Raw genomic sequence first — 23045 nt, forward strand, 5'->3', positions numbered from 1 at the left:
TTTTCTAAACGACTGAATCAACACGAATACGTGGGGCACTCGCCAATAAATTTCGCGTATATTCATGCTCCGGCGCGGCAAATAAGCTGCGGGTATCTCGACATTCTAACAAATCTCCTAAATAGAGTACGGCAACCCTATCTGCTATCGATTCCACTACCGCTAAATCGTGGCTAATAAATAAATAGGATAACGAAAACTGTTGTTTAAGTTGTTCTAATAACAATAAAACTTGCGCTTGCACCGAAACATCCAACGCACTAACCGGCTCATCAAGGACTAATATCCGCGCATCTGCGGCTAAGGCTCTCGCAATCGCTAGCCGCTGCGCCTGTCCTCCCGAAAACTCATGGGGGTAACAAGCTAAAGCATCCATTGGCATATTGACGGCCTCAAGTAATTCCGCCAGCCGAGTTGCTCTTTGCGATGAATTCATGTGTTTTAAATATTTCAAGGGAACCGTTAATGTCTCACCTATCGTTTTACGGGGGTTCAAAGATGCGACAGGGTCTTGAAAAACATACTGAATAGCTTGACCAAACGCACGAGCACCTTGTTGCAGCCATTCGGTACGAGTTTGCCCTAATACGGTAATTTCGCCTGAGGTTTCACGTTCCAACCCAACTAAAATGCGCGCGAGAGTACTTTTTCCTGAGCCACTCTCTCCAACAATCGCTAGAGTTTCACCTTCATAAAGCGACAGTGAAATATTTTTCAGTGCATGAACTTGGCGTCCACGGGGGTGAAATAGGCTTTTCGGCTGCCCGAAGATTTTCACCAACTGATTAACCTCAATCACTTTTTTCATTAAGCCTCCTGCGTCGATGTCAAATCATTACCATTGGGCTGATAACCATAAAGTTGTTGGACTTGCTTTAAAAATTCGCGCCCTTCTCCTAACTTAGGTACACTGGCGATCAGACGTTGTGTATAAGGGTGTTGCGGATGCCGTAATACCGTTTGCGTATCCCCTGTTTCGACTATCTCACCTTGCTGCATCACCGCAACACGGTCGCAAATTTGGTTAATGACCGCAAAATCATGGGTAATAAATAAGAGCGCAACACCACGTTCACGACGTAGTCGGTCCAGCAATTCTAGAATTCGCGCCTGTACGGTGACATCTAATGCGGTGGTCGGCTCGTCAGCAATAATCAATACGGGGTCATTGGCCAATGCCATTGCGATCCCTACCCGCTGGCGCTGCCCGCCCGAGAGCTCATGGGGATAGGCATCAAAACGTTCTTGCGCATCAGGGATCCCCACACTATCCAATAGTTCGATAGCTTTATTTTTCGCCTCATAGAGTGACAAAGACTGGTGAGCGGTGATGGCTTCACGCAATTGCACACCAATGGTAAATTGCGGATGGAGTGTCGTCAGTGGGTCTTGGAAGATATATGACACCTTCGCACCGCGACGGCGTTGCATAACGGATAGCGGCAATGACAGCATTTCTTCGTGTTCCACATAGATCCCTCCCGCGGTAATCAATGCAGGAGGCGATGCGAGCAGCCCCATCACAGACAAAGCAGTAACACTTTTACCTGAGCCGCTCTCCCCAATTAACCCTAAACACTCCCCCGCCCCAACGGTAAAACTGATCCCTTTTACAGTCGGACGTAATTGATTTCCTTGGCGAAAAGCGACAGATAAATTTTTGACTTCTAATACCGCTTGTTTATCCCCTGTTTTCGCAGGAATATTAACTCTATCAGTCTGTGTCATCGGTTGTGAGCGCTGTAAAGCCCCTGATTTTAAGCGGGGATCAAGAATGTCACGCACGCCATCCCCTAATAGGTTAAAGCTAATCACAATAAGAAAGATCATAATACCGGGTACCAATGCCACATGAGGTGCAACAAACATCTGTGCACGCCCTTGCCCTAACATTGAGCCTAAATCTGCATTCGGTGGCTGAGTCCCTAACCCTAAAAATGACAAGCCCGCTGTCTCTAAGATCATCCAACCGATGGTTGTTGACATGGTCACCACAATGATTGGCAAGACATTCGGTAACACTTCCGTTAATAGCACTTGTAGGTGGTTTTTACCTGACAGCCTTGCTGCTTGAATAAAGTCCCTATCACGCAAACCCACCGTTAACCCACGAATATTTCTCGCAAAAAAGGGAATATTCACTAATGCGATAGCATATAACGCATTGAGTAACCCTGGCCCAAGGACGGCGACAATCGCTAATGCCAATAGTATGTATGGAAATGCCATTAGCATATCAATACAACGCATCAATACTGTATCAGTACGATGGCCTACATAGCCGGCCACCAAGCCAATCAAGGTACCGAATATGGCTGCAATGAGCGTTGCTGAAATACCGACCAATAGGGAGACTCGGGTTCCCCACAACAATCGAGACAAAATATCTCGCCCTAAATGGTCTGTCCCTAATAAATGATCAGGTGAAAAAGCGGGAAGTAGCCGATTCACTAAATCGGTTTTATCTGGATCCGCAAGGGGGAGCCAAGGCGCTAAAAATGCCAAGAGCATAATGATAACTAAAATAAATAGCCCCAACGTTGCTAGACGGTTCGCCAGTAATAACGAGCCGATCGATTGGCGATGACGATGCTGAATAACAGGGGTCACAGACTGGCTCATGATTTCAACCTCGGGTCTAACATGGCTTGCACAACATCCGCAAGCAAATTGATAAAGACATAGGACGCTGCTGCAATCAATACGCCCCCTTGGACTAAAAACAAGTCACGGGTTGCCACAGCCTTGACTAACATGGCACCTAGCCCCGGCCACTGAAAAACGGTTTCAATGTACACCGCGCCACCAAAAACAAAGCCCGCTTGGATACCAATCACTGGGATGACTGAAACCAGCGCCATACGAAATGCATGACGGAAAATCACTTTGCGTTCGCTCAGGCCTTTAGCTCTGGCGGTACGAATGAAATCAAGCCTTAATACTTCTAACATTGCGGTACGAGTCAAACGTGCTATCACCCCTGTCGCGACCAATGAAAGCGTTACCGCGGGTAAAACAAGGTGATGCAATAAATCGCTCAGGCCACCGCCTTGCCAAATATCGTACATTCCAGATGCTGGAAACCATTGTAATTGAACAGAAAAAAGCATAATCATCAGTAAGCCTATCCAAAAAGATGGCATTGATATACCCAATAAAACGGCGAGTGTAATAAACCGGTCACTCCAACTGAATTGACGAATGGCGGAAAGGACTCCGGCCAGTAACCCTAGAATTGAGCTGAGTAACAACGCGCTTCCGCCTAAAATTAGCGTGGCAGAAAATCGCTCTAAAACTTCATCGACAACTGGTCGGTTAAGGACAAATGAGCGGCCAAAATCACCCGAAATTAAATTATGCATCCAAATAAAATATTGCTGATATAACGGCTTATCGAGCCCAAGCTCAACTTTTACTCTAGCTACATTTTCAGGAGTCGCCCAAGGGCCAAGCAATGCTTGAGCTGGGTCTCCAGGGATCATTGCCATGATAAAAAAGACAATTAACGTCAAACCAATCAGTATGGGTATGGTCGCTAAAATGCGTTTCAAACAGTATAACCACATAATTTTTCCCCATAAAATCAAATAATTAATTGAATAACCAATTCACATTAATCAATCTTTACGAACGTCTTTAAGTAATAAGTTAAAATTAGGCTGCAATTTGAAATGCTTAACATGCTTATTCGCGACCGCATTTTGCTTCCAATTCGCGACAAACAGCCAAGGTGCATCTTGGTGAACAATTTTTTGGACTTGTTGATATAACTGGGCTCGCTCCTCGAGATTATTGGAAACTCGGGCTTTATCTAATAACCTATCCAGCTGCTTGTTACTGTAATAACCAGAATTAAACCCGCCTTTGTCTGGCCAAGAAGCACTATGCAAGGTTAAAAAAGGCAAGGTATCAGGGTCATTCGTCATCCATGCCATCTCGGCCATATGAGCTTGTTTGAGGCCTGCATTGACCTTAGATAGGTAGGTATTCCATTCAAAGGTTTGAATTTCGACAGATAAGCCAACCGCTTTCAGGTCAGCTTGAATGGCGGTCGCCATGGGGATCGGGTCTAGCATTCCAGAGCCGCCTTCCGTGACATAAAAAATAATTTTTTGCCCTTGAGCCCCCGCTTCTGCTATCAATTGGCGGGCTTTTTCAGGATCATAAGGATAGGCTTTTGTTTCTTCATCAAATGCCCAATCGAAAGCCGATGGAATTGGCCCTTGCGCTACCCCTGCCGAGTCCTGAAGAATGTATTTCACAATATTGTCTTTATTTACCGCATAGTTAACGGCTTGCCTCACACGTACATCATCAAACGGAGGCTGAGACGCATTGAGCATGGTATACCAAACATGGGGCCCTACCGCTTCATAAACCTCAAAGCGGTCGTCATTAACAAATAGCGGGACATTATCTGCGGGGACCTCAACCATGGCATCAATCCCCCCTGATAACATTTCTGCGACCCGAGTATTAGCGTCAGTAATCGGCCGAAAAACCACATGCTCTAAACTGGGTTTTCCATCCCAATAGTTTTCATTCGCGGATACGACCACCCTTTGGTTTGCGGTCCACTCATCAAATTTAAAAGGCCCTGTTCCGCTGGGATGGCGGCTAAAGTCTTTGTCGTATTGTTTTACTGCTGTCGGTGAAACAATCAGCCCTGCCGGTGTCGCTAAGTTCGATAAAAACGGGGCAAATGGCTCTTTTAAGGTAAAAACCACCGTTTTATCATCTGGAGTTTCTATCTTGTCTATTGCAGAAAAGAAAAATGATAATGGGAATGGCCCTGTATGGTAGTACGGGTGCTGTTTATCCAACATTCGTTCAAACGTGAATTTGACGGCATCCGCATTGAATGAGCTACCATCGTGAAATTTCACATCTTCGCGCAAATGAAAAGTGTATGTGAGGCCATCATCACTAATAGTCCATGACTGGGCTAAAGCAGGTTCAAGCGTTAATGTACCATCCGCATTGCGAACTAACCCTTCGTACAAGTTAACTAAAATGCGGGAATCATTCGCCGCGGTTGCAACTTGTGGGTCTAATGACTGCGGCTCAGCAACTTGCCCTAATAACAAGACATTAGGATGATTCACCGCCAATGTCGGTAGCGAAATAAAGCCTAAAAGCCAAAGAGTGGCTATCCATCTACATAAACGCATTTTCATTCGCGCCTCCCCGAGTGCTGACATTGCTATATGATTGTGAAGTGTGATTTGTGTCAATTTTGTTAATAATTTTATCTTTTTCTTTATTTATGATGATAAATTATATTTCAAGCAAGAATTTATAATGATAAATTTGATCAAGGTCTAATTTATGAGGTGTAAAATGACATTTTCAATTGTAGCGCGCTGCCCATTGACAGGAAAAATAGGTGCAGTGACGGCAACAGGTGGGCCTGCGGTTGGTGCATTGGTCTTACATGGCAAAAGCCAAACGGGGGCAATCGCCACCCAAGCAATGACGAACCCAATTGCAGGCCTAACGGGTATCGAATATTTGCAACAAGGCCATAATGCGAACAAAAGCTTAGACTACCTAGTGACACAAGATATTGGCTGTAAACAACGGCAATTGATTATTATTGATAACCACGGTGGTACAGCGGACTGGACGGGCCAAGATTGTTTACCTTGGTGCGGAAGTTTATCGGAACCCAACTTAGCCATTGCTGGAAATATGTTAGTAGGTGAACAGGTTCTAAGCGCTATTTATCAAAGCTATTATAAAAATGTTGACCAAGATCTGGCTGATCGATTACTCATTGCCATGCAAGCCGGTGCAGATGAAGGGGGTGACTATCGGGGGATCCGTTCTGCTGCATTAAAAGTATGGAATAACCGACAATATGCTGACATCGATATTCGCTGTGACTGGTCTGAAACACCGTTATCCGCACTTATCACCATTCTTCAACAAGTCCGATCCGAGGATTATGCTAATTTTTTCGCACAAATTCCCACAGGAAATGAACATATCACTAATAATTGAACCTATCATGGTGCATATCGACTAATAAAGTAAAATAACTGAATGATATGTACCTAAAATAAAAAGAGTCATCTGTTAAATGACTATTAACCGCATGAATCGCTCTGTATTTTTTATTATTAATAACAAATTTCGATTTTATTTAATTTTTAATTCATTATTTAATCTTAATTATCTATTCTTGTTATATTTTCTCTTAATGTTTAGTACTGAAAGTCATCAAGAAATAAATGGTTATTTTTACAACATTAAAGATAATGGAAATTACCTATTTCCTTGAGTCTGTCTAATTCTATCTCATAGATGATGACATTAATTAACCTTAGTAAATGCTAGGTTATTTTCCTCTGCTTATGTATTACGCAACAAAAATAAAATAAACAATATTATCAATGTATTAAAAACAATCCTCACTATTAATATCATGGATAATATTTAGACAGGCCAACTAAGCAATATTAAACGAGCTTGAATTCGTTAGGATTTACCAAATGGATAATTAATAATCAAACGAGCAAAAATAACTCAATATGGTCATTAAAATTCCATTTATATATTATATTTTTCATTTTATCACTTAAGGGATATTCAGAGTTTTTATCTATGGCGAAATATTAATCTCCTTCTTTGTTCCCCTCATCAATTATTAAACTTAAGTCAAATTATCATATTTACACCTGTACACTTTTAATGACATTAACATTAAAAAAATATTAATTCTTACATCTCTAAAATAAAGTAATCACCGACAAAGCCTTTACAGCACTGAGCACATCAATTTACGTCACATTTCATTTCAATGACCTTTATTAACAAATGCTACCGGCACTTAACAATTACAAAATATATGATAAGATCATTATCTCAATTTGAAATTATTTACTATATAAAAAACAAGATTGTTATTGAGGTTATAGATGAAAATCTCGAGAAGAAAGCTATTATTAGGGGTTAGTGCTGCTGGAGTTCTAGCAGGGGGTGCTGCAGTTGTTCCTATGATCAATCGTGAAGGTCGTTTTGAATCGACTAAGTCACGTGTACCTGCCGTTGCTGGTACTGAAGGCAAATTACCTGAGTCTGCAGATGCAGTCATCATCGGTGCTGGCCTTCAAGGGATCATGACCGCAATTAACCTTGCAGAAAAAGGTCTTAATGTTGTTATCTGTGAAAAAGGTGTTGTCGGCGGTGAGCAATCAGGCCGTGCATACAGCCAAATCATCAGTTACAAGACCTCCCCAGCGATTTTCCCTTTACACCACTACGGGAAAATTCAATGGCTTGGCATGAACGAAAAAATCGGTGCTGACACCAGCTACCGTGTTCAAGGCCGCGTTGAAGTGCCTTCAAGCGAAGAAGATTTAGAAGTTTCAAGAGCGTGGATAAAAGCGGCATCTGAAAACCCAGGTTTCGATACCCCATTACGTACCCGCATGATTGAAGGTACTGAACTGGCTAATCGTCTGGTTGATGCACAAACTCCATGGAAAATCGGTGGATTTGAAGAAGACTCAGGTAGCCTTGATCCTGAAGTTGTCACACCAACCATGGCAAACTACGCAAAATCAATCGGTATCCGTATCTACACCAACTGCGCAGTACGTGGTATTGAAACTGCAGGCGGCAAAATTTCTGATGTTGTTACAGAAAAAGGTGCAATCAAAACGTCTCGTGTTGTTCTGACGGGGGGGATTTGGTCGCGTCTGTTCATGGGTAACTTAGGCATTGACGTTCCAACACTGAACGTTTACCTGTCACAACAACGTATTACTGGCGTACCAGGCGCACCAAAAGGTAACGTACACTTACCTAACGGTATCCACTTCCGTGAACAAGCTGATGGTACCTACGCGGTTGCTCCACGTATCTTTACCAGCTCTATCGTTAAAGACAGCTTCCTGTTAGGACCTAGGTTCCTGCACGTATTAGGCGGTGGAGAATTACCATTAGAGTTCTCTATTGGTAAAGACTTATTCAACTCCTTCATGATGGCAACGTCTTGGAACTTAGACGAGAAGACACCATTCGAAGAGTTCCGTACAGCGACGAATACACCAAACAACGAACACTTAGATGGCGTTCTGGAAAGACTGAGAAAAGAATTCCCAGTATTTAAAGAGTCCAAAGTGGTTGAACGCTGGGGTGGTACCGTTGCACCAACGGATGATGAAATTCCAATTATTTCAACCGTCGAGCAGTATCCAGGCTTGGTCATCAACACCGCTACAGGCTGGGGTATGACAGAAAGCCCTGCATCTGGTCGATTAACGGCAGAATTGTTAATGGGTGAAACACCATTTATCGACCCTACGCCGTATAAACTTTCTCGTTTTAACTAAAAAACAGGGAAAATAACGATTTTTACTGTGGATCTATTAGTGAATAGTTTAAAGTTAAATGAAAGTTTAATTTTTGATAATATTAATAGATCCTATTTTACTTTGATAATGTTAAGGAGTTTACATGCGCTATAAAACTTTATTGCTTTCTCTGCCTTTGATTTTAGGTGTAGCAAGTGCAAATGCAGCCGATGATGTTAAACGCGTTCCAGTGAAAGGATTCCCTATCTCTGAATCAGTAGAAATCGGTGCAGGCAACAGCCTTATTTTCCTGAGCGGAAAAGTTCCTTCTAAAATCTCTGCAGACGCTAAAGAAGGCGTTTTAGAGTCTTATGGTAATACCGAAGCACAAACGATCAACGTGTTAAAACAAATCCAAGCTAACCTTGAAGGTATGGGTTTGACCATGAACGACGTTGTTAAAATGCAAGTATTCTTAGTTGGTGGTGAAGAAACTCAAGGCACGATGGACTTTGCTGGCTTTATGGCTGGTTACAACAAGTTCTATGAGTCTGAGAAAGTGACTAATCTGCCAGCTCGTTCTACCTTCCAAGTCGCTAAACTGGCTAACCCAGCTTGGAGAGTAGAAATCGAAGTGACAGCGGTACGCCCAGCTGCAAAAAAATAAGTTATTCGCTAACGAATAGCTAACGATAATGGGGCATAGCAATGTGCCTCGTTATATTAACCCCATTTCTTTATTGCCATATCTTTCAACATCCTCTCACAGATTGTTACGCTCGTTTCCTGTATGCTATTACCTAAGTTCTCCAACAATTAAACATGCGATGCTGCGATTACCAACGTAAACGTTAGTAATGACATAAGACAAGGTAATGTATGATTAAAGAATCTCTCAAGATCCATGGAAAAAAACAGTTTGAAATCAAACAAAAGGTATTATTTCCACGTAAGTCTAAAGAGATCCGCTACCAAGTAGAGACTTTTTTCTTTTTACCTTCATCATTACAGATTAATCCTGACCTCTATACTGCATCAAACCTCCAGCGTAGCCTAAAAAACTATATTCGGCTACGCCCACCTACAGTGAAATTAGCATCACTTACAGATGAAAACGGGGCATTGGATGAGCTAAAACAGTGGCTACAGCAATATAACCCACAAAACTTACCTTCATTGGACGAATACGAAAATAGGCTAAAGCGCTATGCCTTAACGTTCAAAAGAACGATCCGTTTGAACATTAAAATGGTAAGCCAAACTCCCCAACGGCAGACTCCTGAATATTTGACTGAGTTTATGGCAAATATCGCCAAATGCCTCTGTGCTTATCGGGAGTTAGCAACACCATCAGCCAACATTGAAAAAGCTATCCATTCCAATGCTTTTTCTTATTGTGACGAATTTATGACGTATTACACTATGAATTATTTGCGTGATTTATTAGCAGATAAACAAATACCGTTACGCGAAGAAATACGTCATTTTTGGTACCAAGAGATGCGTTATTTGAAAAAGCAGTATCCTGATTGTTTTCCCAGTGATGAAACGGATGCTGAATTAGTCACATACCGCCGCAATTTATTGAAAAAGTATATCAATCGTTATCTCTATTTAGAAATTCGCCATAAACGAGGACTTCCCCTGCTATTGCACTCTATTTATGGTATTGCCGCTGCAATTTCAATGATTTTCGCTACTGTTATCGCCTTTTTCTGGCAAGGAAAATATGGCGCTTTAAGTGCCAACTTATTTTTGGCGATGATCATCGGTTATATCTTCAAAGATAGGCTAAAAGAAGTTGGCCGGGAGCAACTGTATCGGTTATTCCAAAAGTGGATCCCTGACCGCCAATTGCGTATTTATCGCGAAGGGGTGAAAGCACCTGTGGGTACTTGTAAAGAGTCTTTTCGCTTTATTAGCGAAAATATGCTTTCCCCAGATATCCGTGAAATGCGGCAAAAATCTCATTGGGTCAATTTAATTAATGTCCAGCGAATGGAAGACATTCTGTATTATCGTAAAGATGTATTACTCCATAATCGCCATTCCGTGTTTGAAAAAAACCAATCATCAATCGCTGATATTACGCGCTTTAATATTTCTGACTTCCTAAAATATATTGATATTAGCTACGAAGAATTAACGGTCAATGATGATGAGCCTGCGATCATTGGTGAGAAAGTTTACCATATTTACCTTTGCCGTCGCGTCACGATAAATAAAAAAACCTACAATGAGCTGGCGCGTTTAGTGGTGAATGCCGATGGGATAAAGCGTTTAGAAGTACTGCAACCGCTAGATTTACTGACAACCGATGAAGACATTGAGATTTCACCGCAGTGAAGATTACCCCTTTTTATAAAAAATATTCTAACATTTAATTTTCTAAATCATTCGAACTGTAGCAAGGCGGCAAGAGAAGCTAATCCCTAGGAGCATACAAAAGTATGTGACTAGGGTTAGCGAGCGTAGCCAACACCGCTACAGCTCGAAGGACGACGAAAATTTAGTAGTAGAGAGCAATATACTGATCATCTACCCTCTTAATATCAACCGGGGTATCAAAAATATCCTCAATAATTTCAGATTTCATGATCTCCTCTGGCTTACCGTGGTAAGACAAACGACCGTTTCTCAGTGCAACAATATAGTCAGAATAAACTGACGCAAAGTTAATATCATGGATAACTAAAATAATCGTTTTGCCCAGCTCGTCTGCTGCTTTACGCAGCAGTTTCATCATAATCACGGCATGTTTCATATCGAGATTATTCAATGGCTCATCGAGTAAAACATATTCTGTATCTTGGCATAAAACCATTGCCACATAAGCCCGTTGGCGCTGGCCGCCCGATAATTCATCTAAATAACGGTGACGTAAATCTGACAAATTTAGAAAAGAGAGTGACTCATCAATTTTCTTTTTGTCATCAATGGTTAAACGGCCTTTGGTATACGGGTAGCGCCCAAAACCAACTAACTCTTCAACGGTTAGCCGACTCGCAAATTGGTTCTCTTGGCGCAGAACAGATAAACATTTGGCGAGTTTATCACTAGGTGTTGTTGATACATCAAGTTCATTCACTTTGACATAACCACCGTCATCAGGCTGTAACAAACGCCCAATAATCGACAACAGTGTTGATTTACCTGCACCATTAGGCCCGATGATTGAGGTAATACCGCTATTTTTAATTGTTGTTGTGACGTTATCTAAGACTTTAGTATCCTGATAACTTTTCGATATCTGACTAATTTCAATCATACTAAAACCTTCTTAACACCATATAAATAAAGAATATTCCACCGACAAACTCGATAACAACCGATAATGTCCCCGCCATATTTAGGCCATACTCAAGGATCAATTGGCCACCAATCAGCGCAATGACACCAAGTAGAAAGGAAACGGGAAGCAAATAGCGGTGTTGGCTACTGCCAGCCACTAAGTAAGCTAAGTTCGCAACCATCAAGCCTAAGAATGTTAAAGGGCCAACCAGTGCCGTAGAAACCGCCACCAATATTGAAATAAGCAACAAGATAACCGTGACTTGCTGGCGATAATTAATCCCTAAGTTCACTGCATTGGCTTGCCCTAACGCGATAACATCGAAGCAATAGCGCATACGCCACAATAAAACGCCCACAACCGCAGTGATAAGCAGCGTGAATAGAATGAGCTCAGGCGTTCCTTTGGTAAAGGTAGCAAACATCCGGCTTTGTAAAATAGAAAACTCATTGGGGTCCATTAAGCGCTGTAGTAATGTCGCTACACTGCGAAATAATGTGCCAAGAATAATACCCACCATCAATACTAGGTTGATATTCATTTTAACTGACACAAATAACCAGCGATAAAGTAGTACAGAGAACAGCACGAGTAGTGTGGACTCTAATAAAAACTTACCAATATTCAATAACCAAGAGGATGGAAAGCTATCGGTATAGAAGACAAAAATGGTTTGTAATAATATAAATAATGCTTCTAATCCCATGATAGATGGGGTCAATATCTTATTATTAGCAATCGTTTGAAAGAGAACTGTTGAAACCCCTGAGGCGAAAGCCACCACAATCATGGTGAGAACAATATAGCCTCGGTGCGGCAAAATATAAGCAAGGTTATTGCCCAAATTGACCGTCATATAAAGAACAATGGATAACAATGATAATGCCAGTAGTATCCCTATTCTTTGCAACGGCGTTACCCCTTTTTTCGGTAACGCTATTGATGAATTAACTTTTTGCATAACGTTGTTGCTTCAACAATAAATATAAGAAAATCACCGCGCCAACAACACCTAAAATCACACTTGCAGGGATTTCAAATGGATAGCGAATTAAGCGCCCAATAATGTCACAGAGTAAAACTAAGCCACCACCAGCAAGACAAATCCATGGAATGGTTTTACGTATGTTATCGCCCATCACTAAGCTCACCAAATTTGGAATAATTAAGCCTAGGAAAGGTAAAGCCCCAACCACCACGACCACCACGCCACTGATTAAGGCGATGATTGATAAACCGATAGTCATTACTTTGCGATAATTTAGGCCAACATTAATTGAAAACTCACGTCCCATACCGGCAACCGTAAAGCTATCTGCAATCCAGCAAGCAATTAATGTTAATATTCCAACTAACCACAACAGTTCATATCGACCTTGAATGATGCTAGAAAAGTCACCACTCATCCATGCACCAAGAGATTGCAACAAGTCGAAATAATAAGCGGTAAAGATGGTCAATGCGCTAATCACTGCACCTAACATAATCCCAACCAAAGGGACGATCAGTGCCGATTTTAAAATTACGCGACGCAATAGCATCATAAACAGCATGGTGCCAAGAAGTGCAAAACCACTGGCAACCACCATTTTGGTCATAATGCTTGCCGCAGGGAATAATATCATTACCACAAGTAAGCCTAAGCTAGCTGACTGGGTTGTTCCTGCAAGAGAAGGCTCCACAAAACGGTTTTGCGTTAATAATTGCATGATTAGGCCTGCAACGCTCATCGCGCTACCAGCTAAAATCAAGGAGACGGTTCGGGGAATTCGGCTAATAAAAAAGATGTCTTGCATCTCTGGGTCGGTGAAAAGCGAAACGGGTGACACGTCACCCGCTCCAATAAACAAGCTTAATACCGCTAAAACCAATAACGCGATAATTCCACAAAAAAGATAAAGCGTTTTCATCGGTTATTTTGCTTGGCTCTTCTCTAATGCTGTATTGATATCGTCCATTAACTGGGAATAAGTTTGGATCCCACCCGCAATATATACGGCAGTTGGGTCAAGGTAAGTAATTTGGCCTTTTTCCCATGCTGCTGTTTTTCTCACTAATGCGTTATCTAATACTTCCGCAGCAGGCTGTGCATCCGTTTTGCCAATTGCGCTGTCACGGTCGATAACAAATAACCAGTCTGGGTTTAATTTCACCAGTAATTCTGCATTAACGATATTACCGTGGCGACCAGTGTTTTCTTCAAACACATAAGCAGGTTCAAAACCTAATACATCAAAGATAAAACCGAAACGTGAGCCTGGGCCATATGCGGAGATTTTACCGCCGCTGACTAAGATCACCATTGCTTTGCCCGCAGTAGGCGCTTTAGCTTTGATACCTTCAATTTTTGCATTGAAGTCAGTAATGAGTTTTTTGGCTTGCTCTTCTTTACCAAACAATGCGCCAAGCTCATTAGTACGCTCAGTTAAACTACCAATAAAGTTTTTGTTATCTATGTCTAATGAAATAGTTGGAGCAACACCACTGAGTTTGTCATAGGCATCACGAGCACGGCTACCGCCTAAAATCAGGTCAGGTTTAGCATTACTTAATGTTTCATAAGCAGGTTCAAATAATGTCCCGCCATTGACGTATTCAGAGCCGCTATATTTTGTTAAGAATTCAGGGAAGTGAACATTGGTTTGAGGAACACCGGCAACTGGGGCTCCGAGTGCATCCATGATGTCTAGTGTTTCCATGTTCATCACAATGACTTTTTGAGGGTGACGAGGAATTTCAGTTTTGCCTTGGGCATGTTCTATTGTGATAGTTTGTTTTTCTGCGACTTGAGCTGTTTCTGTAGAGTCTTTCGCGTTATCACAACCCGCTAATACTAATGCTGATAACAAAGCAATACCCGAAACTAATGATTTTGCAAACATCTAATTTCCTCCGTCCATCGATAAAAGTACTGATGATAAAATTTGGTGATCCACAATGTAGCGTATATTACACGCAAATAAGCGCAAATGATATTAGTTTGCATTTGCATTCGCTGAAAAGTTGTTACAACGCACAAAAACATCAATTTAATTCGTTGAATCTATGAATTTTAAAGTGTTAAAAGGCAAGAGCGAGATACAAAACGAGGAGAACTCTATAAAAGAAAGGGTTGGCAGTTTGTTACGGCACTTAATTCAAAAATAAATAGGTTGAGTTTCCTACTGTACGTGCTTGCTTAGCGACTTTTATTACAGTTAGGCGACATAAAATCGTCATCTCAACCTATTTATCATTAACAACCATTTAAAGACTTATTATTGCGTATCATCCAGTCGCCCATTTTCACTGAGCTGAGAGCTGATATCTTCAAGGAACCAATCAATTGGTGTTCCCATCAAAAATGCAAGTTTAAACAAGTGAAATAAATCAATCTTGATTTTGCCTCTTTCATAGCGTGAGATCTGTTGTTGGCTAACACCGAGTAATTGAGCTAACTGAAAACCGGTATATCCCAGTTCTCTACGCTTTTCTAAGATCCTCTGACCTACCATATAATGGATTTTTTCACTGCCATTTTCTGAATACATATTTTCACCATCTATTAAGGCACAGTTAAAATAAGGGCTGCGGCACCTTCAAATTGGCCAGCTTGAACTCGGCCACTGGTACCTAATACGGCTTTCAACGTTACCGAATTTGTTCCACCTGCAGGTACGTGAATTCTATAACCATTTTCCCCTGGTGTATTATTCCCGCCTAAATACAAATTCGCGTATAAACTGTTATCAGGCCGTAAATTTACACGCCCATTTGTTACGTTAACACCAGTGGCAATCACTAAAACATCCATCGCTAAGTTACATGTCACACTAATGTTTACTTGTTTTGATTGGCCTGCGAGGTCTGCTTCGCTAATTGGGCCAAAGTTGATATCTGGGATGGTATTGTTGATCTTACAAGCTCCAATCGGTGGAGGCGCAATGCCACATAATGAGCCGGGAATTAACCCACCGTTATTTGTAACCCCTGTGCGATCTTGGTAAAACAGCCCCACACATTCCTGATTATTCTGTAGCCTAACCCCGGTATGAACAGCCCACTGTGTTGCTGGAGCTGTCGCCTTTGCCAAAACACCGGGTATATTCTGAATGTCACGCATGTATTGATACTTAGAAATTTCGGCCAACTCGACGGTTGCCGACCCTGGTGTTCCAGCAGCTGTGTGCTTATGGCTTATGGTGAGATAACATCTCGACCACCCAAAGCAAGGATTACGCGTAGTTGGCAATTCAGGGTCCCAACGGGCAATCACATACTTATAATCTGCATCTCCGTTATTTGGGTTACTACCGGGTCTTGATTCCGTGATATAAGAAAAAATAGAGGCGGATGCAGTAGATGAAAACATGACTGCACCAATTAATAGCGATAAAAATACTTTCATATTAGTCACAGCCTTATTATTCATAATCTAATTTAAATGTTGCTACAGCACTGTAAGGCCCTACTTTTATTGTTTTATTCGCAATAGCATCAGGTTCACCTTTTAAATACGCATAAAACCGTAATTGGTTAGCACCATCTTGTAACGTTAACTTCGAGCCTTTCTGGTCAATAGCCAGTGGTGTTTTATCTGAGTTTTGTAACCCCACTGCGAAACCAGATGCAACACTATTTGTTGATAATGCAATAAAACCAGGAAGTGCAAGATTAGGTGTTCCTGAAAACGTCACTTCCACAAATTTGCCTATCGTTGTGTCACAGTCGGCCAGTTTAATCGCAAACTCTTTAGGCGGAGTTTCACCATAGGTGTAAAAGTTTTTTTCTGGTGTATCAAAAAATTCCATCAGGATGTTTTCATCACCAGGCAAAATAGTGCAGGGTTCCTCTACTAAATTACCGATAATTCTTAAATTATCAGGTACAGCAAAAGCCGTACTGAAGTTGATAACTAATGCTCCGGCTACTGCACATTGAATTAATTTGTTCATTATTGGTACTCCGCTAGCAATGTCCCTGTTGCGGTAAAGCCTCCTTCAGGCAACGTAACTCCCAATCTCTTAACTGGAACAACTTCTAAAACAGGCGGTTGCCCATATGTAATCTTTAATGGTTTATTGATTTCAAAACCTAAACCATTTTGGGTAATACGCATGCCAAGATCTCGAACATTGGTTTCCAAAGCTGACGCATCAAAATCGGTTGCGGTGCCTTTGATTGTCAGCATCAAGTCCCAACCTTTTAAATTGTCTTCACACTTCAATGCGTAATTAATAGGTTTCGTGAATCTGACCCCATCTATTTTATGTAAACCAATATCTTTGTATTCAATGACGTTGACTTTATCTTCAAAAACAGTACAAGGCGGTGGAATTAACAAGGTTCCTGTAAATTCCACATCGTTTGCCATCACAGCGCTAGTAGGTATTACTAACAAACTCATTATCAGCGGAAATCTTTTGATTATTCTTTGCATTATTTTTCCCTCACTGATAATCAAGTTTGATAGTGACGCCCGCATGAAAAACCCCACCCTTTGTTAGTGTTGTGGATAGGTCACGAACAGGTATCGCTTCAAATTGAGGTGCATTTGGATATACAAACTTAATTTCTTGATTTAATCGAAGCTTGCTTCCGTTATAACGAAATGCTATTCCTAACCCCGGAAGATCTGTCTCAATTGCACCGCTATCAAAAGATGCAGGAATACCAATCAACGTCATCTTCATTTGCGATGTTGGTCTTTTTTCACAGTCAATGTTGTAATTTATAGGTCTCGAGTAAGCGTTACCGTCAATTCGCGTACTCATGATTTCATCAAAATTGACTTTGATTATATTTCCACCATTAATTTTGCAAGGCGGTGGAGCTAACACAACACCTTTAATCGGTACGGTTATCATACCGGGCGTGATTGTCGCCCGTGTATTTCCCGATGGGCTGATACGTGATTCGGGTAACCCTGCATAGGAAGCCGATGTAAAAAGTAGTCCAGCGAGACATGATGCCAGCAGGTACCGCTGCTTATTTAAATCATTCATAATCCACCTTAAAGTCCATTACGGCGCTGAAACTTCCTTCCGTTAATTTTTCGGGAGTTCTCACTGGCGTGACGAAATACTGAAGAGTCCCCTGCGGTGCATCAAGGAATTGTGGACGACCTCGGCTTCCTAATCTGATGTCTTCCCGTTGTGCATCAGTCACTTCTAACGCTAAGCCGGAGACACCTTTTACACTTAACATTTCTGGAAAATGTTTATCTGATACAGCAACAAAGGAAACCGTTATCACGGGCTGCATTGCATCCCAAATCGCTCTGCCCGTTCTAGTGTCTTTCATTCGGCTTTCCGTGCGAATGCAATGTCTAAATTCTAATTCGAATGAAACTGGCTCAGCTCTGTCACCAGGTTTACGGAGTGAATAAGAAGGGATCTCCCCTAGAGACACTTCTTGGCGCATTGAATTAGTCACATCCATCGTACAAGGTGCTTCGGTCATCATGCCATTGACTGTCAATGTCCCGTGTAAACCATCAATATCCCAACTGCTTATTCCAAAGGTAAACGTAGGAACTAAACCGAATAAGAGAGTGCTGAACAGGAGAGTCCTTTTCATACGTTATTCCCCGTTATCTGTCTGTCGAAGATTCAACTTTGCAAGTTGTACCAGCGCAACCAAACGTCAACTTAGGCCTTCCACCATAATCGTTGATATAAGTCAGAACTGGTTTTGCCCCCATGGCACTTGCACTACCTTTAAGCATTCCATTACTTTTTGGTGAGATCATGACCGGTTCAAATTGTTTGACAGTGTCTCCACCCACTTTTGCGCTTGCATCTACAATCGTGACGAAATAAGCCGTTGGATTCGTAATTTCATAGGCATCACCTTTGCGTGTGAGTGTAATTTTCTCTTGCCATGGGTTTTCTAAGTCCGTACGAGTGGCATATAACGCTTTTGGTCTATAAAACAATTTAATACGCGTCTGTAACGCAATTTGTAATACGTTAGCTTCTTTACTACGCGGTGGAATTTCACGTAAGTTAAAGTAATAAACACTTTCTCTATCCTGTGGCAATGTAGCGATATCAGGAAGAGATTGAATTTTAACTTGGCTACCTTCACCGGGCTCTACACGTTGAACTGGCGGTAAAACCGTGAGTGGGCTTTCAATTTTGTTACCATTAATATCTTCAATCCAGCCCTGTGCAAGATAGGGTAACTCTGTGTTTTCATTCTTAATATTTAAGCTAATGGTCTTTTCAGCCCCATTATAAATGACCCGTGTTCTATCAAGTGCAATTGCAGCTAAAGCCTGTCCACATAGCACCGCGGATAACGTAATTGTCGTAGTAAAAAATGCAATTTTCTTAATATTCATATGTACCAACTATTTATAAAATCAAGCAACTTGGGTTACTCGGTATAATCTGCGCTGTAAGCAATATCCGGTGGTTTCAATAACCAACGCTGACTTGGTGCTACGCCCTGTTTAATCGGTGCAGGTTTGTAAACTGGTGCAGGCTGCCCAACAGGCACGGCTTTTGCTGGCATATATCCAGGTTCAACACTTGGGCTGCTTGTACACGGTAATAACAGTGAGTTAAATTCCGCTGTTGTAATATTTTCAGGGACTTGAATTTTGCATTGCGCACTTCCATCCCAGTAGACATCTAAAACTTCATTTGGATTAACACCCGAGATATACACGGAGCCATTATCTGTCACGATACCGAGCTCTCTATTTTTCTCATTTCTCACGGTAGCCCCAAATGGCGGATAACTTCCGTCTGCCAATGCCAATCTCACCATCGTTTTAACACCCGATAACACCTCAAACTCGCGGTAAGCCACGGCTCCTTCGGTCAGTGTTATAGGCTGCGATGTTCGAATCGCTTCCACGTCGTCAGGTAATTGAGTCACATCAATATGCGTACTGGTACGATAGTAATCACTGATGTCAGCGACCACTGCTTTACCAAAAATATTGGTTTCCGTGTTTGGTCCAAAACCTTGAATAGGAACATTTTTCACACCTTCAGTACCTACCATCACTCGACTTCCACCTGGCGTATTAATGCGGTGTAGTGCGGCACCATGCCCCGTGACAGTTGCGCCACCCTGTAAAGAAAATGCCGCTGAAGAGGTATCCCCATTGATATAGCTGGTACTTGCCGTTACTGTTGCTAAATCCGCGTAACGCGTATAGAAACCATCAATAGTTCCGCGACCACGACTACTCACCCCAGTACCAACACGATAATTTGTTTTATCATCAATGGAGTCGAAATAGCTGACAGTGTGAGAATTACCATCCCTAGTAACCATATTGTTATAGCTAATTGACGCTCTATCAGCCCAAGGCAAAGAGAGGTTCATATATAGCCCATCGTCATTATTTCTATTATCAAATTTGTTACGAAATGCCGTTAAACTTAAATTGATGTTTTTAAAACGGCCAATATCAAAATATTTAGCAATAGAAAGGTTATAGCGTTTTGCCGCAGGCTTATTCCAATAAGTTTCGTGGTTATAGTTCAGATACGCAGTCAGATCCGCACTAGTGAAATACTTATTAAATGTGATCGTATACAGCTCTTTACTATTATCGAATTCCACCCCTCTGTAACGACGGTCGAGATATTGGTTCATACTCATAAAGTCACGCTCAGAGAATCGGTATCCTGCGAAGGTAACTTGGCTATCATATTCTTCAAAACGTTTTGAATAACTTAAGCGATAAGACGCACCCGTATAGATTTTGTTTTCTGTTTTCAGTTTTGCTCGTGACTCAGTGATATCGAATGAAATTGCACCGAAAGCGAGTAAATCTCGACCAACACCGAGTGATAATGCGTTATAGTCGCCTGCCGCAACGCCACCGCCGAATAATGACCAACCGTTAGAGACCCCCCAGCTAAACTCCCCCGTAACAAATCCTTGCCCTTCTGTTTCGTGTTCCATATTATTCGGTCGGCCACCTGCAATCTTAAACAGTACTGAGCCAGGACGAGTTAAATATGGTATGGAGGCAGTATTCATTTGGAATTCTTGTACAGAACCATCTTGCTCTTCGATACGTACATCTAATTTACCGCTAACAGCATCACTTAAATCTTGAATACGAAAAGGCCCAGGAGCAACTTGCGTTTCATAAATAACGCGCCCTTGCTGAGTCACAACCACTTTAGCATTAGTTCTTGCAACACCAGTGACTTCAGGCGCATAGCCACGTAAGTTAGGTGGTAACATTCTCTCATCAGAGATAAGACTTACCCCCATATAACGAAATGAATCAAATAATCCTGAGCGTAGGAATTGCTCCCCCATCGTTAGCTTTGCATTTAGTTCTTTAACTGCTCGATAAGCATAATATTGGCTCCAATCCCATTTACGATCTGTGGATTGACCATTAGTTCGATTATAACTTGCTTGCCAGTCAGCTCTAAAGCGCCAAGCTCCGAGGTTAAAACCTGTTGTACCATTACCAGTTACCGACTGGCTATTGGCTGAATCAGCAGGCCTTATCAGGTTAGCATTCAAGTTATAGTCAAAAATGAGAGCGGGTACCCCTTCATCCCAGCGAGATGGTGGATCCCAGTTATCAGAGGTAAATTCGATATACGCCTGAGGTACAGTAATGGTAACTGTTTCTTTGGCTAAAGAACCATTTATTGTCATTCCTGGAATGGTTTCTGGAATTAAACATTGGCCATTTTTAGCAAACTCAACCTTTTGCTTCCATTCGTCGCGCAAAGCGATATGGTCAACAATATCTGGCGTTAAACAAGGTTCAGTCATACTCGGATCATTGGGATCCGCGATATACTCAATATCAAAAATGTCAGCTAAATCGCGACTATTTAAATTAATTTTAAATGGGTATTTCCCAGGCATAACATAGCCCGCACGAGAGAACTCATTTAAAGAAATATTTTTTTTATCCTGAAGATCTAAAACGTCCGTATTAAACTCAATACTATCATTATTTGCATTAGCTAAATTTATATGAGCAATGGCTATAAACACCATGGTAGCAACAGGCGTTAAAAAATAACTTACTGAGTTATTAAATACTTTATTTTTACTTTTTAATCGCAGAGCCATAATAGTCCCTTAGTAATAACTCAGTAATAATCCATTTTAAAACGGATAGTTGTCTGATAATTCCCTGGTTTTAAGCGCTTATTATTAGGCACTACCTGCACCTTATAGTGCAGAGTTGTCTCTCCCGCGCTAATAGGTAAATCTGGCATTGCCTTACCAGGTATTGCAACATTTCCAGCCAAATCAGAAATTTTTACTGATAATCCATTCGCATGCCCAAACACATCGAAGTTACGGCCATCAGTTGGACCATCGAATGTAATATTGAAAGTTTGCCAATTAGGAGCTCCAGGAGTTACCGGTGTTAAAACACAATTGATAAGGCGTATAGAGAAATCACTTGTTGGACTTTCTCTGTCGTGAATTATCTGGCTAACCGGTACAGTCGTTATGCTAACTGATTGATCTCGGTTATCAGCATCAATTGCACAAGGGCTCTCAATGATTGAACCGCCCATAGTAACAGTTCCTTTGAACTGACTTTGTGCCCGAGAATTTTGATTTTGCGCACTCACTATCGGGGCAAATATCATTCCTGAAAGCACCATGACAATAATGCCAAAGTGATTCATAGCGACTCCATTTCAACTTAATAACCAATTTCAATGCATTCAAATTAGTGCCCATACATCCTTGTACGGGCGATACCAATTACTGGTAGCTCAGAGCAAATGTTGCGATTGCATCAAATTCACCAGGTACAGCTGGTTTATTTACTGCATCATCATCACCTTGCAAATATGCTTGGAAACGCAGTGTATTTGCACCTGTGAACAGAGCTTGTGATGGAGATTTCGCGCCTAAAGCAATTTTAGTGCCGTTGAAATCAGTGATCACAATACCTGCGTTTTTCGCGGTACCTGCGATAGCTAAACCATCAGTTACAGAAGCACTTGGTGTACCAGTAAATGTAGTTTGAACTGTTTTCAGAGTCGAAATGTCGCACTGCTCTAATTGAATATTGAAGTCACGAGCAATACTTTTACCGCCGCCGTTTAATGCGGATGTTGCGATAGCACCCATTGGTACTTCAAATGCTTGAGAACCTGGTGGAATTGAACAAGGAGCATCAATGATTGAACCTTTAAAAGTGACTTGGCCACCACCTTGGTTTGCAGAAGCAGAACCAGCAACTACCGCTAAACCTAAACCTAATACTAAAGCAAGTTTATTTAATTTCATTTTATACATTTCCATTAGATAAAAAGACAACACAAATTAAAATAACGATTTATTATTAATCTGATTATTTTAATTTTTTCTTAAAATATATTCGATCAGCAAATATTAAGGATTGATACTAATAACTATTTCTATTTATCACACTTAGCTAATTAAATAAGTGAAATAATTAAACAGTGCATCAATGCGCTGCCATTATTATACCTCATTTTAGTTATGTC

General features: G+C 41.4%; 22 protein-coding genes. 4 read left to right on the forward strand and 18 right to left on the reverse strand.

The features are described from left to right. Positions 1-4 precede the first annotated feature (4 nt). From M0M83_RS18090 to M0M83_RS18105, 4 genes are read right to left on the reverse strand one after another with little or no spacing between them, the layout of a single operon-like run. Positions 5-808: an ABC transporter ATP-binding protein gene (locus M0M83_RS18090; protein WP_213913663.1), complete on the reverse strand. Its 804-nt coding sequence runs from the start codon at positions 806-808 to the stop codon at positions 5-7. Further along, entirely contained in the window at positions 808-2622 is a 1815-nt protein-coding gene (locus tag M0M83_RS18095; protein ID WP_213913664.1) for a dipeptide/oligopeptide/nickel ABC transporter permease/ATP-binding protein, read from the reverse strand. The genes M0M83_RS18090 and M0M83_RS18095 overlap by 1 nt, the downstream gene beginning before the upstream one ends. Next, complete coding sequence (locus M0M83_RS18100) at positions 2619-3566, reverse strand: ABC transporter permease (RefSeq protein WP_125890585.1); 948 nt, start codon at positions 3564-3566, stop codon at positions 2619-2621. The genes M0M83_RS18095 and M0M83_RS18100 overlap by 4 nt, the downstream gene beginning before the upstream one ends. A 51-nt stretch (positions 3567-3617) precedes the next feature. After that, positions 3618-5177 carry an ABC transporter substrate-binding protein gene (locus M0M83_RS18105; RefSeq protein ID WP_248467123.1) on the reverse strand — a complete coding sequence of 520 codons (1560 nt, stop codon included), beginning with the start codon at positions 5175-5177 and terminating at the stop codon, positions 3618-3620. A gap of 163 nt (positions 5178-5340) precedes the next feature. Here M0M83_RS18105 and M0M83_RS18110 point away from each other — a divergent pair, with 163 nt between their 5' ends. From M0M83_RS18110 to M0M83_RS18125, 4 genes are all read left to right on the forward strand, one after another. Beyond that, positions 5341-6003 carry a DUF1028 domain-containing protein gene (locus M0M83_RS18110; protein WP_125890587.1) on the forward strand — a complete coding sequence of 221 codons (663 nt, stop codon included), beginning with the start codon at positions 5341-5343 and terminating at the stop codon, positions 6001-6003. Positions 6004-6920: 917 nt separating this feature from the next. Then, the gene (locus tag M0M83_RS18115) at positions 6921-8339 is read left to right on the forward strand and encodes an NAD(P)/FAD-dependent oxidoreductase (protein WP_248467125.1); all 1419 of its coding nucleotides are present in this window, start codon (positions 6921-6923) and stop codon (positions 8337-8339) included. A 124-nt stretch (positions 8340-8463) separates the two neighbouring features. Beyond that, positions 8464-8967, forward strand: coding sequence for a RidA family protein (locus tag M0M83_RS18120; protein ID WP_102138089.1), 504 nt, complete (start codon positions 8464-8466; stop codon positions 8965-8967). A gap of 212 nt (positions 8968-9179) precedes the next feature. Next, entirely contained in the window at positions 9180-10646 is a 1467-nt protein-coding gene (locus M0M83_RS18125; protein WP_125890589.1) for a hypothetical protein, read from the forward strand. Between the two features lie 163 nt (positions 10647-10809). Here M0M83_RS18125 and M0M83_RS18130 read toward each other — a convergent pair whose 3' ends face one another. From M0M83_RS18130 to M0M83_RS18195, 14 genes are all read right to left on the reverse strand, one after another. Continuing rightward, positions 10810-11568, reverse strand: coding sequence for an ABC transporter ATP-binding protein (locus M0M83_RS18130; protein WP_102138091.1), 759 nt, complete (start codon positions 11566-11568; stop codon positions 10810-10812). A gap of 1 nt (position 11569) precedes the next feature. Beyond that, complete coding sequence (locus M0M83_RS18135) at positions 11570-12553, reverse strand: iron chelate uptake ABC transporter family permease subunit (protein ID WP_213913669.1); 984 nt, start codon at positions 12551-12553, stop codon at positions 11570-11572. Further along, positions 12540-13502 (reverse strand): ABC transporter permease, encoded by a 963-nt coding sequence (locus M0M83_RS18140; RefSeq protein WP_125890591.1) that lies wholly within the window; start codon positions 13500-13502, stop codon positions 12540-12542. The genes M0M83_RS18135 and M0M83_RS18140 overlap by 14 nt, the downstream gene beginning before the upstream one ends. Positions 13503-13505: 3 nt before the next feature. Then, positions 13506-14474: a siderophore ABC transporter substrate-binding protein gene (locus tag M0M83_RS18145; protein ID WP_125890592.1), complete on the reverse strand. Its 969-nt coding sequence runs from the start codon at positions 14472-14474 to the stop codon at positions 13506-13508. 375 nt (positions 14475-14849) lie between these two features. Further along, positions 14850-15122 carry a helix-turn-helix domain-containing protein gene (locus tag M0M83_RS18150; RefSeq protein WP_004259284.1) on the reverse strand — a complete coding sequence of 91 codons (273 nt, stop codon included), beginning with the start codon at positions 15120-15122 and terminating at the stop codon, positions 14850-14852. A gap of 14 nt (positions 15123-15136) precedes the next feature. Next, complete coding sequence (locus M0M83_RS18155) at positions 15137-15979, reverse strand: fimbrial protein (RefSeq protein ID WP_125890593.1); 843 nt, start codon at positions 15977-15979, stop codon at positions 15137-15139. Between the two features lie 16 nt (positions 15980-15995). Beyond that, positions 15996-16526, reverse strand: a complete 531-nt coding sequence (locus M0M83_RS18160) for a fimbrial protein (RefSeq protein ID WP_125890594.1) — start codon at positions 16524-16526, stop codon at positions 15996-15998. Beyond that, positions 16526-17011 (reverse strand): fimbrial protein, encoded by a 486-nt coding sequence (locus tag M0M83_RS18165; protein ID WP_248467127.1) that lies wholly within the window; start codon positions 17009-17011, stop codon positions 16526-16528. Before M0M83_RS18165 ends, M0M83_RS18160 begins: the two co-directional genes overlap by 1 nt. Before the next feature lie 10 nt (positions 17012-17021). Continuing rightward, the gene (locus tag M0M83_RS18170; protein WP_125890595.1) at positions 17022-17576 is read right to left on the reverse strand and encodes a fimbrial protein; all 555 of its coding nucleotides are present in this window, start codon (positions 17574-17576) and stop codon (positions 17022-17024) included. Further along, complete coding sequence (locus tag M0M83_RS18175; RefSeq protein ID WP_125890596.1) at positions 17569-18150, reverse strand: fimbrial protein; 582 nt, start codon at positions 18148-18150, stop codon at positions 17569-17571. Before M0M83_RS18175 ends, M0M83_RS18170 begins: the two co-directional genes overlap by 8 nt. A gap of 13 nt (positions 18151-18163) precedes the next feature. Continuing rightward, positions 18164-18916 carry a fimbria/pilus periplasmic chaperone gene (locus M0M83_RS18180; protein ID WP_125890597.1) on the reverse strand — a complete coding sequence of 251 codons (753 nt, stop codon included), beginning with the start codon at positions 18914-18916 and terminating at the stop codon, positions 18164-18166. Positions 18917-18951: 35 nt separating this feature from the next. Continuing rightward, complete coding sequence (locus M0M83_RS18185; RefSeq protein WP_125890598.1) at positions 18952-21642, reverse strand: outer membrane usher protein; 2691 nt, start codon at positions 21640-21642, stop codon at positions 18952-18954. Positions 21643-21662: 20 nt separating this feature from the next. After that, the gene (locus M0M83_RS18190; protein ID WP_125890599.1) at positions 21663-22214 is read right to left on the reverse strand and encodes a fimbrial protein; all 552 of its coding nucleotides are present in this window, start codon (positions 22212-22214) and stop codon (positions 21663-21665) included. A gap of 79 nt (positions 22215-22293) precedes the next feature. Continuing rightward, positions 22294-22824, reverse strand: a complete 531-nt coding sequence (locus tag M0M83_RS18195; RefSeq protein WP_148099013.1) for a fimbrial protein — start codon at positions 22822-22824, stop codon at positions 22294-22296. Between the last annotated feature and the right edge of the window lie 221 nt (positions 22825-23045).

Origin of the sequence: Providencia rettgeri, from assembly GCF_023205015.1 — a bacterium.
In the GTDB taxonomy this organism is placed as follows: domain Bacteria; phylum Pseudomonadota; class Gammaproteobacteria; order Enterobacterales; family Enterobacteriaceae; genus Providencia; species Providencia rettgeri_E.

Bases quoted from the DNA above. Each gene is read 5' to 3' on its own strand.
- M0M83_RS18090 (WP_213913663.1), bottom strand. From the start codon at position 808: ATGAAAAAAGTGATTGAGGTTAATCAGTTGGTGAAAATCTTCGGGCAG.
- M0M83_RS18095 (WP_213913664.1), bottom strand. From the start codon at position 2,622: ATGAGCCAGTCTGTGACCCCTGTTATTCAGCATCGTCATCGCCAATCG.
- M0M83_RS18100 (WP_125890585.1), bottom strand. From the start codon at position 3,566: ATGTGGTTATACTGTTTGAAACGCATTTTAGCGACCATACCCATACTG.
- M0M83_RS18105 (WP_248467123.1), bottom strand. From the start codon at position 5,177: ATGAAAATGCGTTTATGTAGATGGATAGCCACTCTTTGGCTTTTAGGC.
- M0M83_RS18110 (WP_125890587.1), top strand. From the start codon at position 5,341: ATGACATTTTCAATTGTAGCGCGCTGCCCATTGACAGGAAAAATAGGT.
- M0M83_RS18115 (WP_248467125.1), top strand. From the start codon at position 6,921: ATGAAAATCTCGAGAAGAAAGCTATTATTAGGGGTTAGTGCTGCTGGA.
- M0M83_RS18120 (WP_102138089.1), top strand. From the start codon at position 8,464: ATGCGCTATAAAACTTTATTGCTTTCTCTGCCTTTGATTTTAGGTGTA.
- M0M83_RS18125 (WP_125890589.1), top strand. From the start codon at position 9,180: ATGATTAAAGAATCTCTCAAGATCCATGGAAAAAAACAGTTTGAAATC.
- M0M83_RS18130 (WP_102138091.1), bottom strand. From the start codon at position 11,568: ATGATTGAAATTAGTCAGATATCGAAAAGTTATCAGGATACTAAAGTC.
- M0M83_RS18135 (WP_213913669.1), bottom strand. From the start codon at position 12,553: ATGCAAAAAGTTAATTCATCAATAGCGTTACCGAAAAAAGGGGTAACG.
- M0M83_RS18140 (WP_125890591.1), bottom strand. From the start codon at position 13,502: ATGAAAACGCTTTATCTTTTTTGTGGAATTATCGCGTTATTGGTTTTA.
- M0M83_RS18145 (WP_125890592.1), bottom strand. From the start codon at position 14,474: ATGTTTGCAAAATCATTAGTTTCGGGTATTGCTTTGTTATCAGCATTA.
- M0M83_RS18150 (WP_004259284.1), bottom strand. From the start codon at position 15,122: ATGTATTCAGAAAATGGCAGTGAAAAAATCCATTATATGGTAGGTCAG.
- M0M83_RS18155 (WP_125890593.1), bottom strand. From the start codon at position 15,979: ATGAAAGTATTTTTATCGCTATTAATTGGTGCAGTCATGTTTTCATCT.
- M0M83_RS18160 (WP_125890594.1), bottom strand. From the start codon at position 16,526: ATGAACAAATTAATTCAATGTGCAGTAGCCGGAGCATTAGTTATCAAC.
- M0M83_RS18165 (WP_248467127.1), bottom strand. From the start codon at position 17,011: ATGCAAAGAATAATCAAAAGATTTCCGCTGATAATGAGTTTGTTAGTA.
- M0M83_RS18170 (WP_125890595.1), bottom strand. From the start codon at position 17,576: ATGAATGATTTAAATAAGCAGCGGTACCTGCTGGCATCATGTCTCGCT.
- M0M83_RS18175 (WP_125890596.1), bottom strand. From the start codon at position 18,150: ATGAAAAGGACTCTCCTGTTCAGCACTCTCTTATTCGGTTTAGTTCCT.
- M0M83_RS18180 (WP_125890597.1), bottom strand. From the start codon at position 18,916: ATGAATATTAAGAAAATTGCATTTTTTACTACGACAATTACGTTATCC.
- M0M83_RS18185 (WP_125890598.1), bottom strand. From the start codon at position 21,642: ATGGCTCTGCGATTAAAAAGTAAAAATAAAGTATTTAATAACTCAGTA.
- M0M83_RS18190 (WP_125890599.1), bottom strand. From the start codon at position 22,214: ATGAATCACTTTGGCATTATTGTCATGGTGCTTTCAGGAATGATATTT.
- M0M83_RS18195 (WP_148099013.1), bottom strand. From the start codon at position 22,824: ATGAAATTAAATAAACTTGCTTTAGTATTAGGTTTAGGTTTAGCGGTA.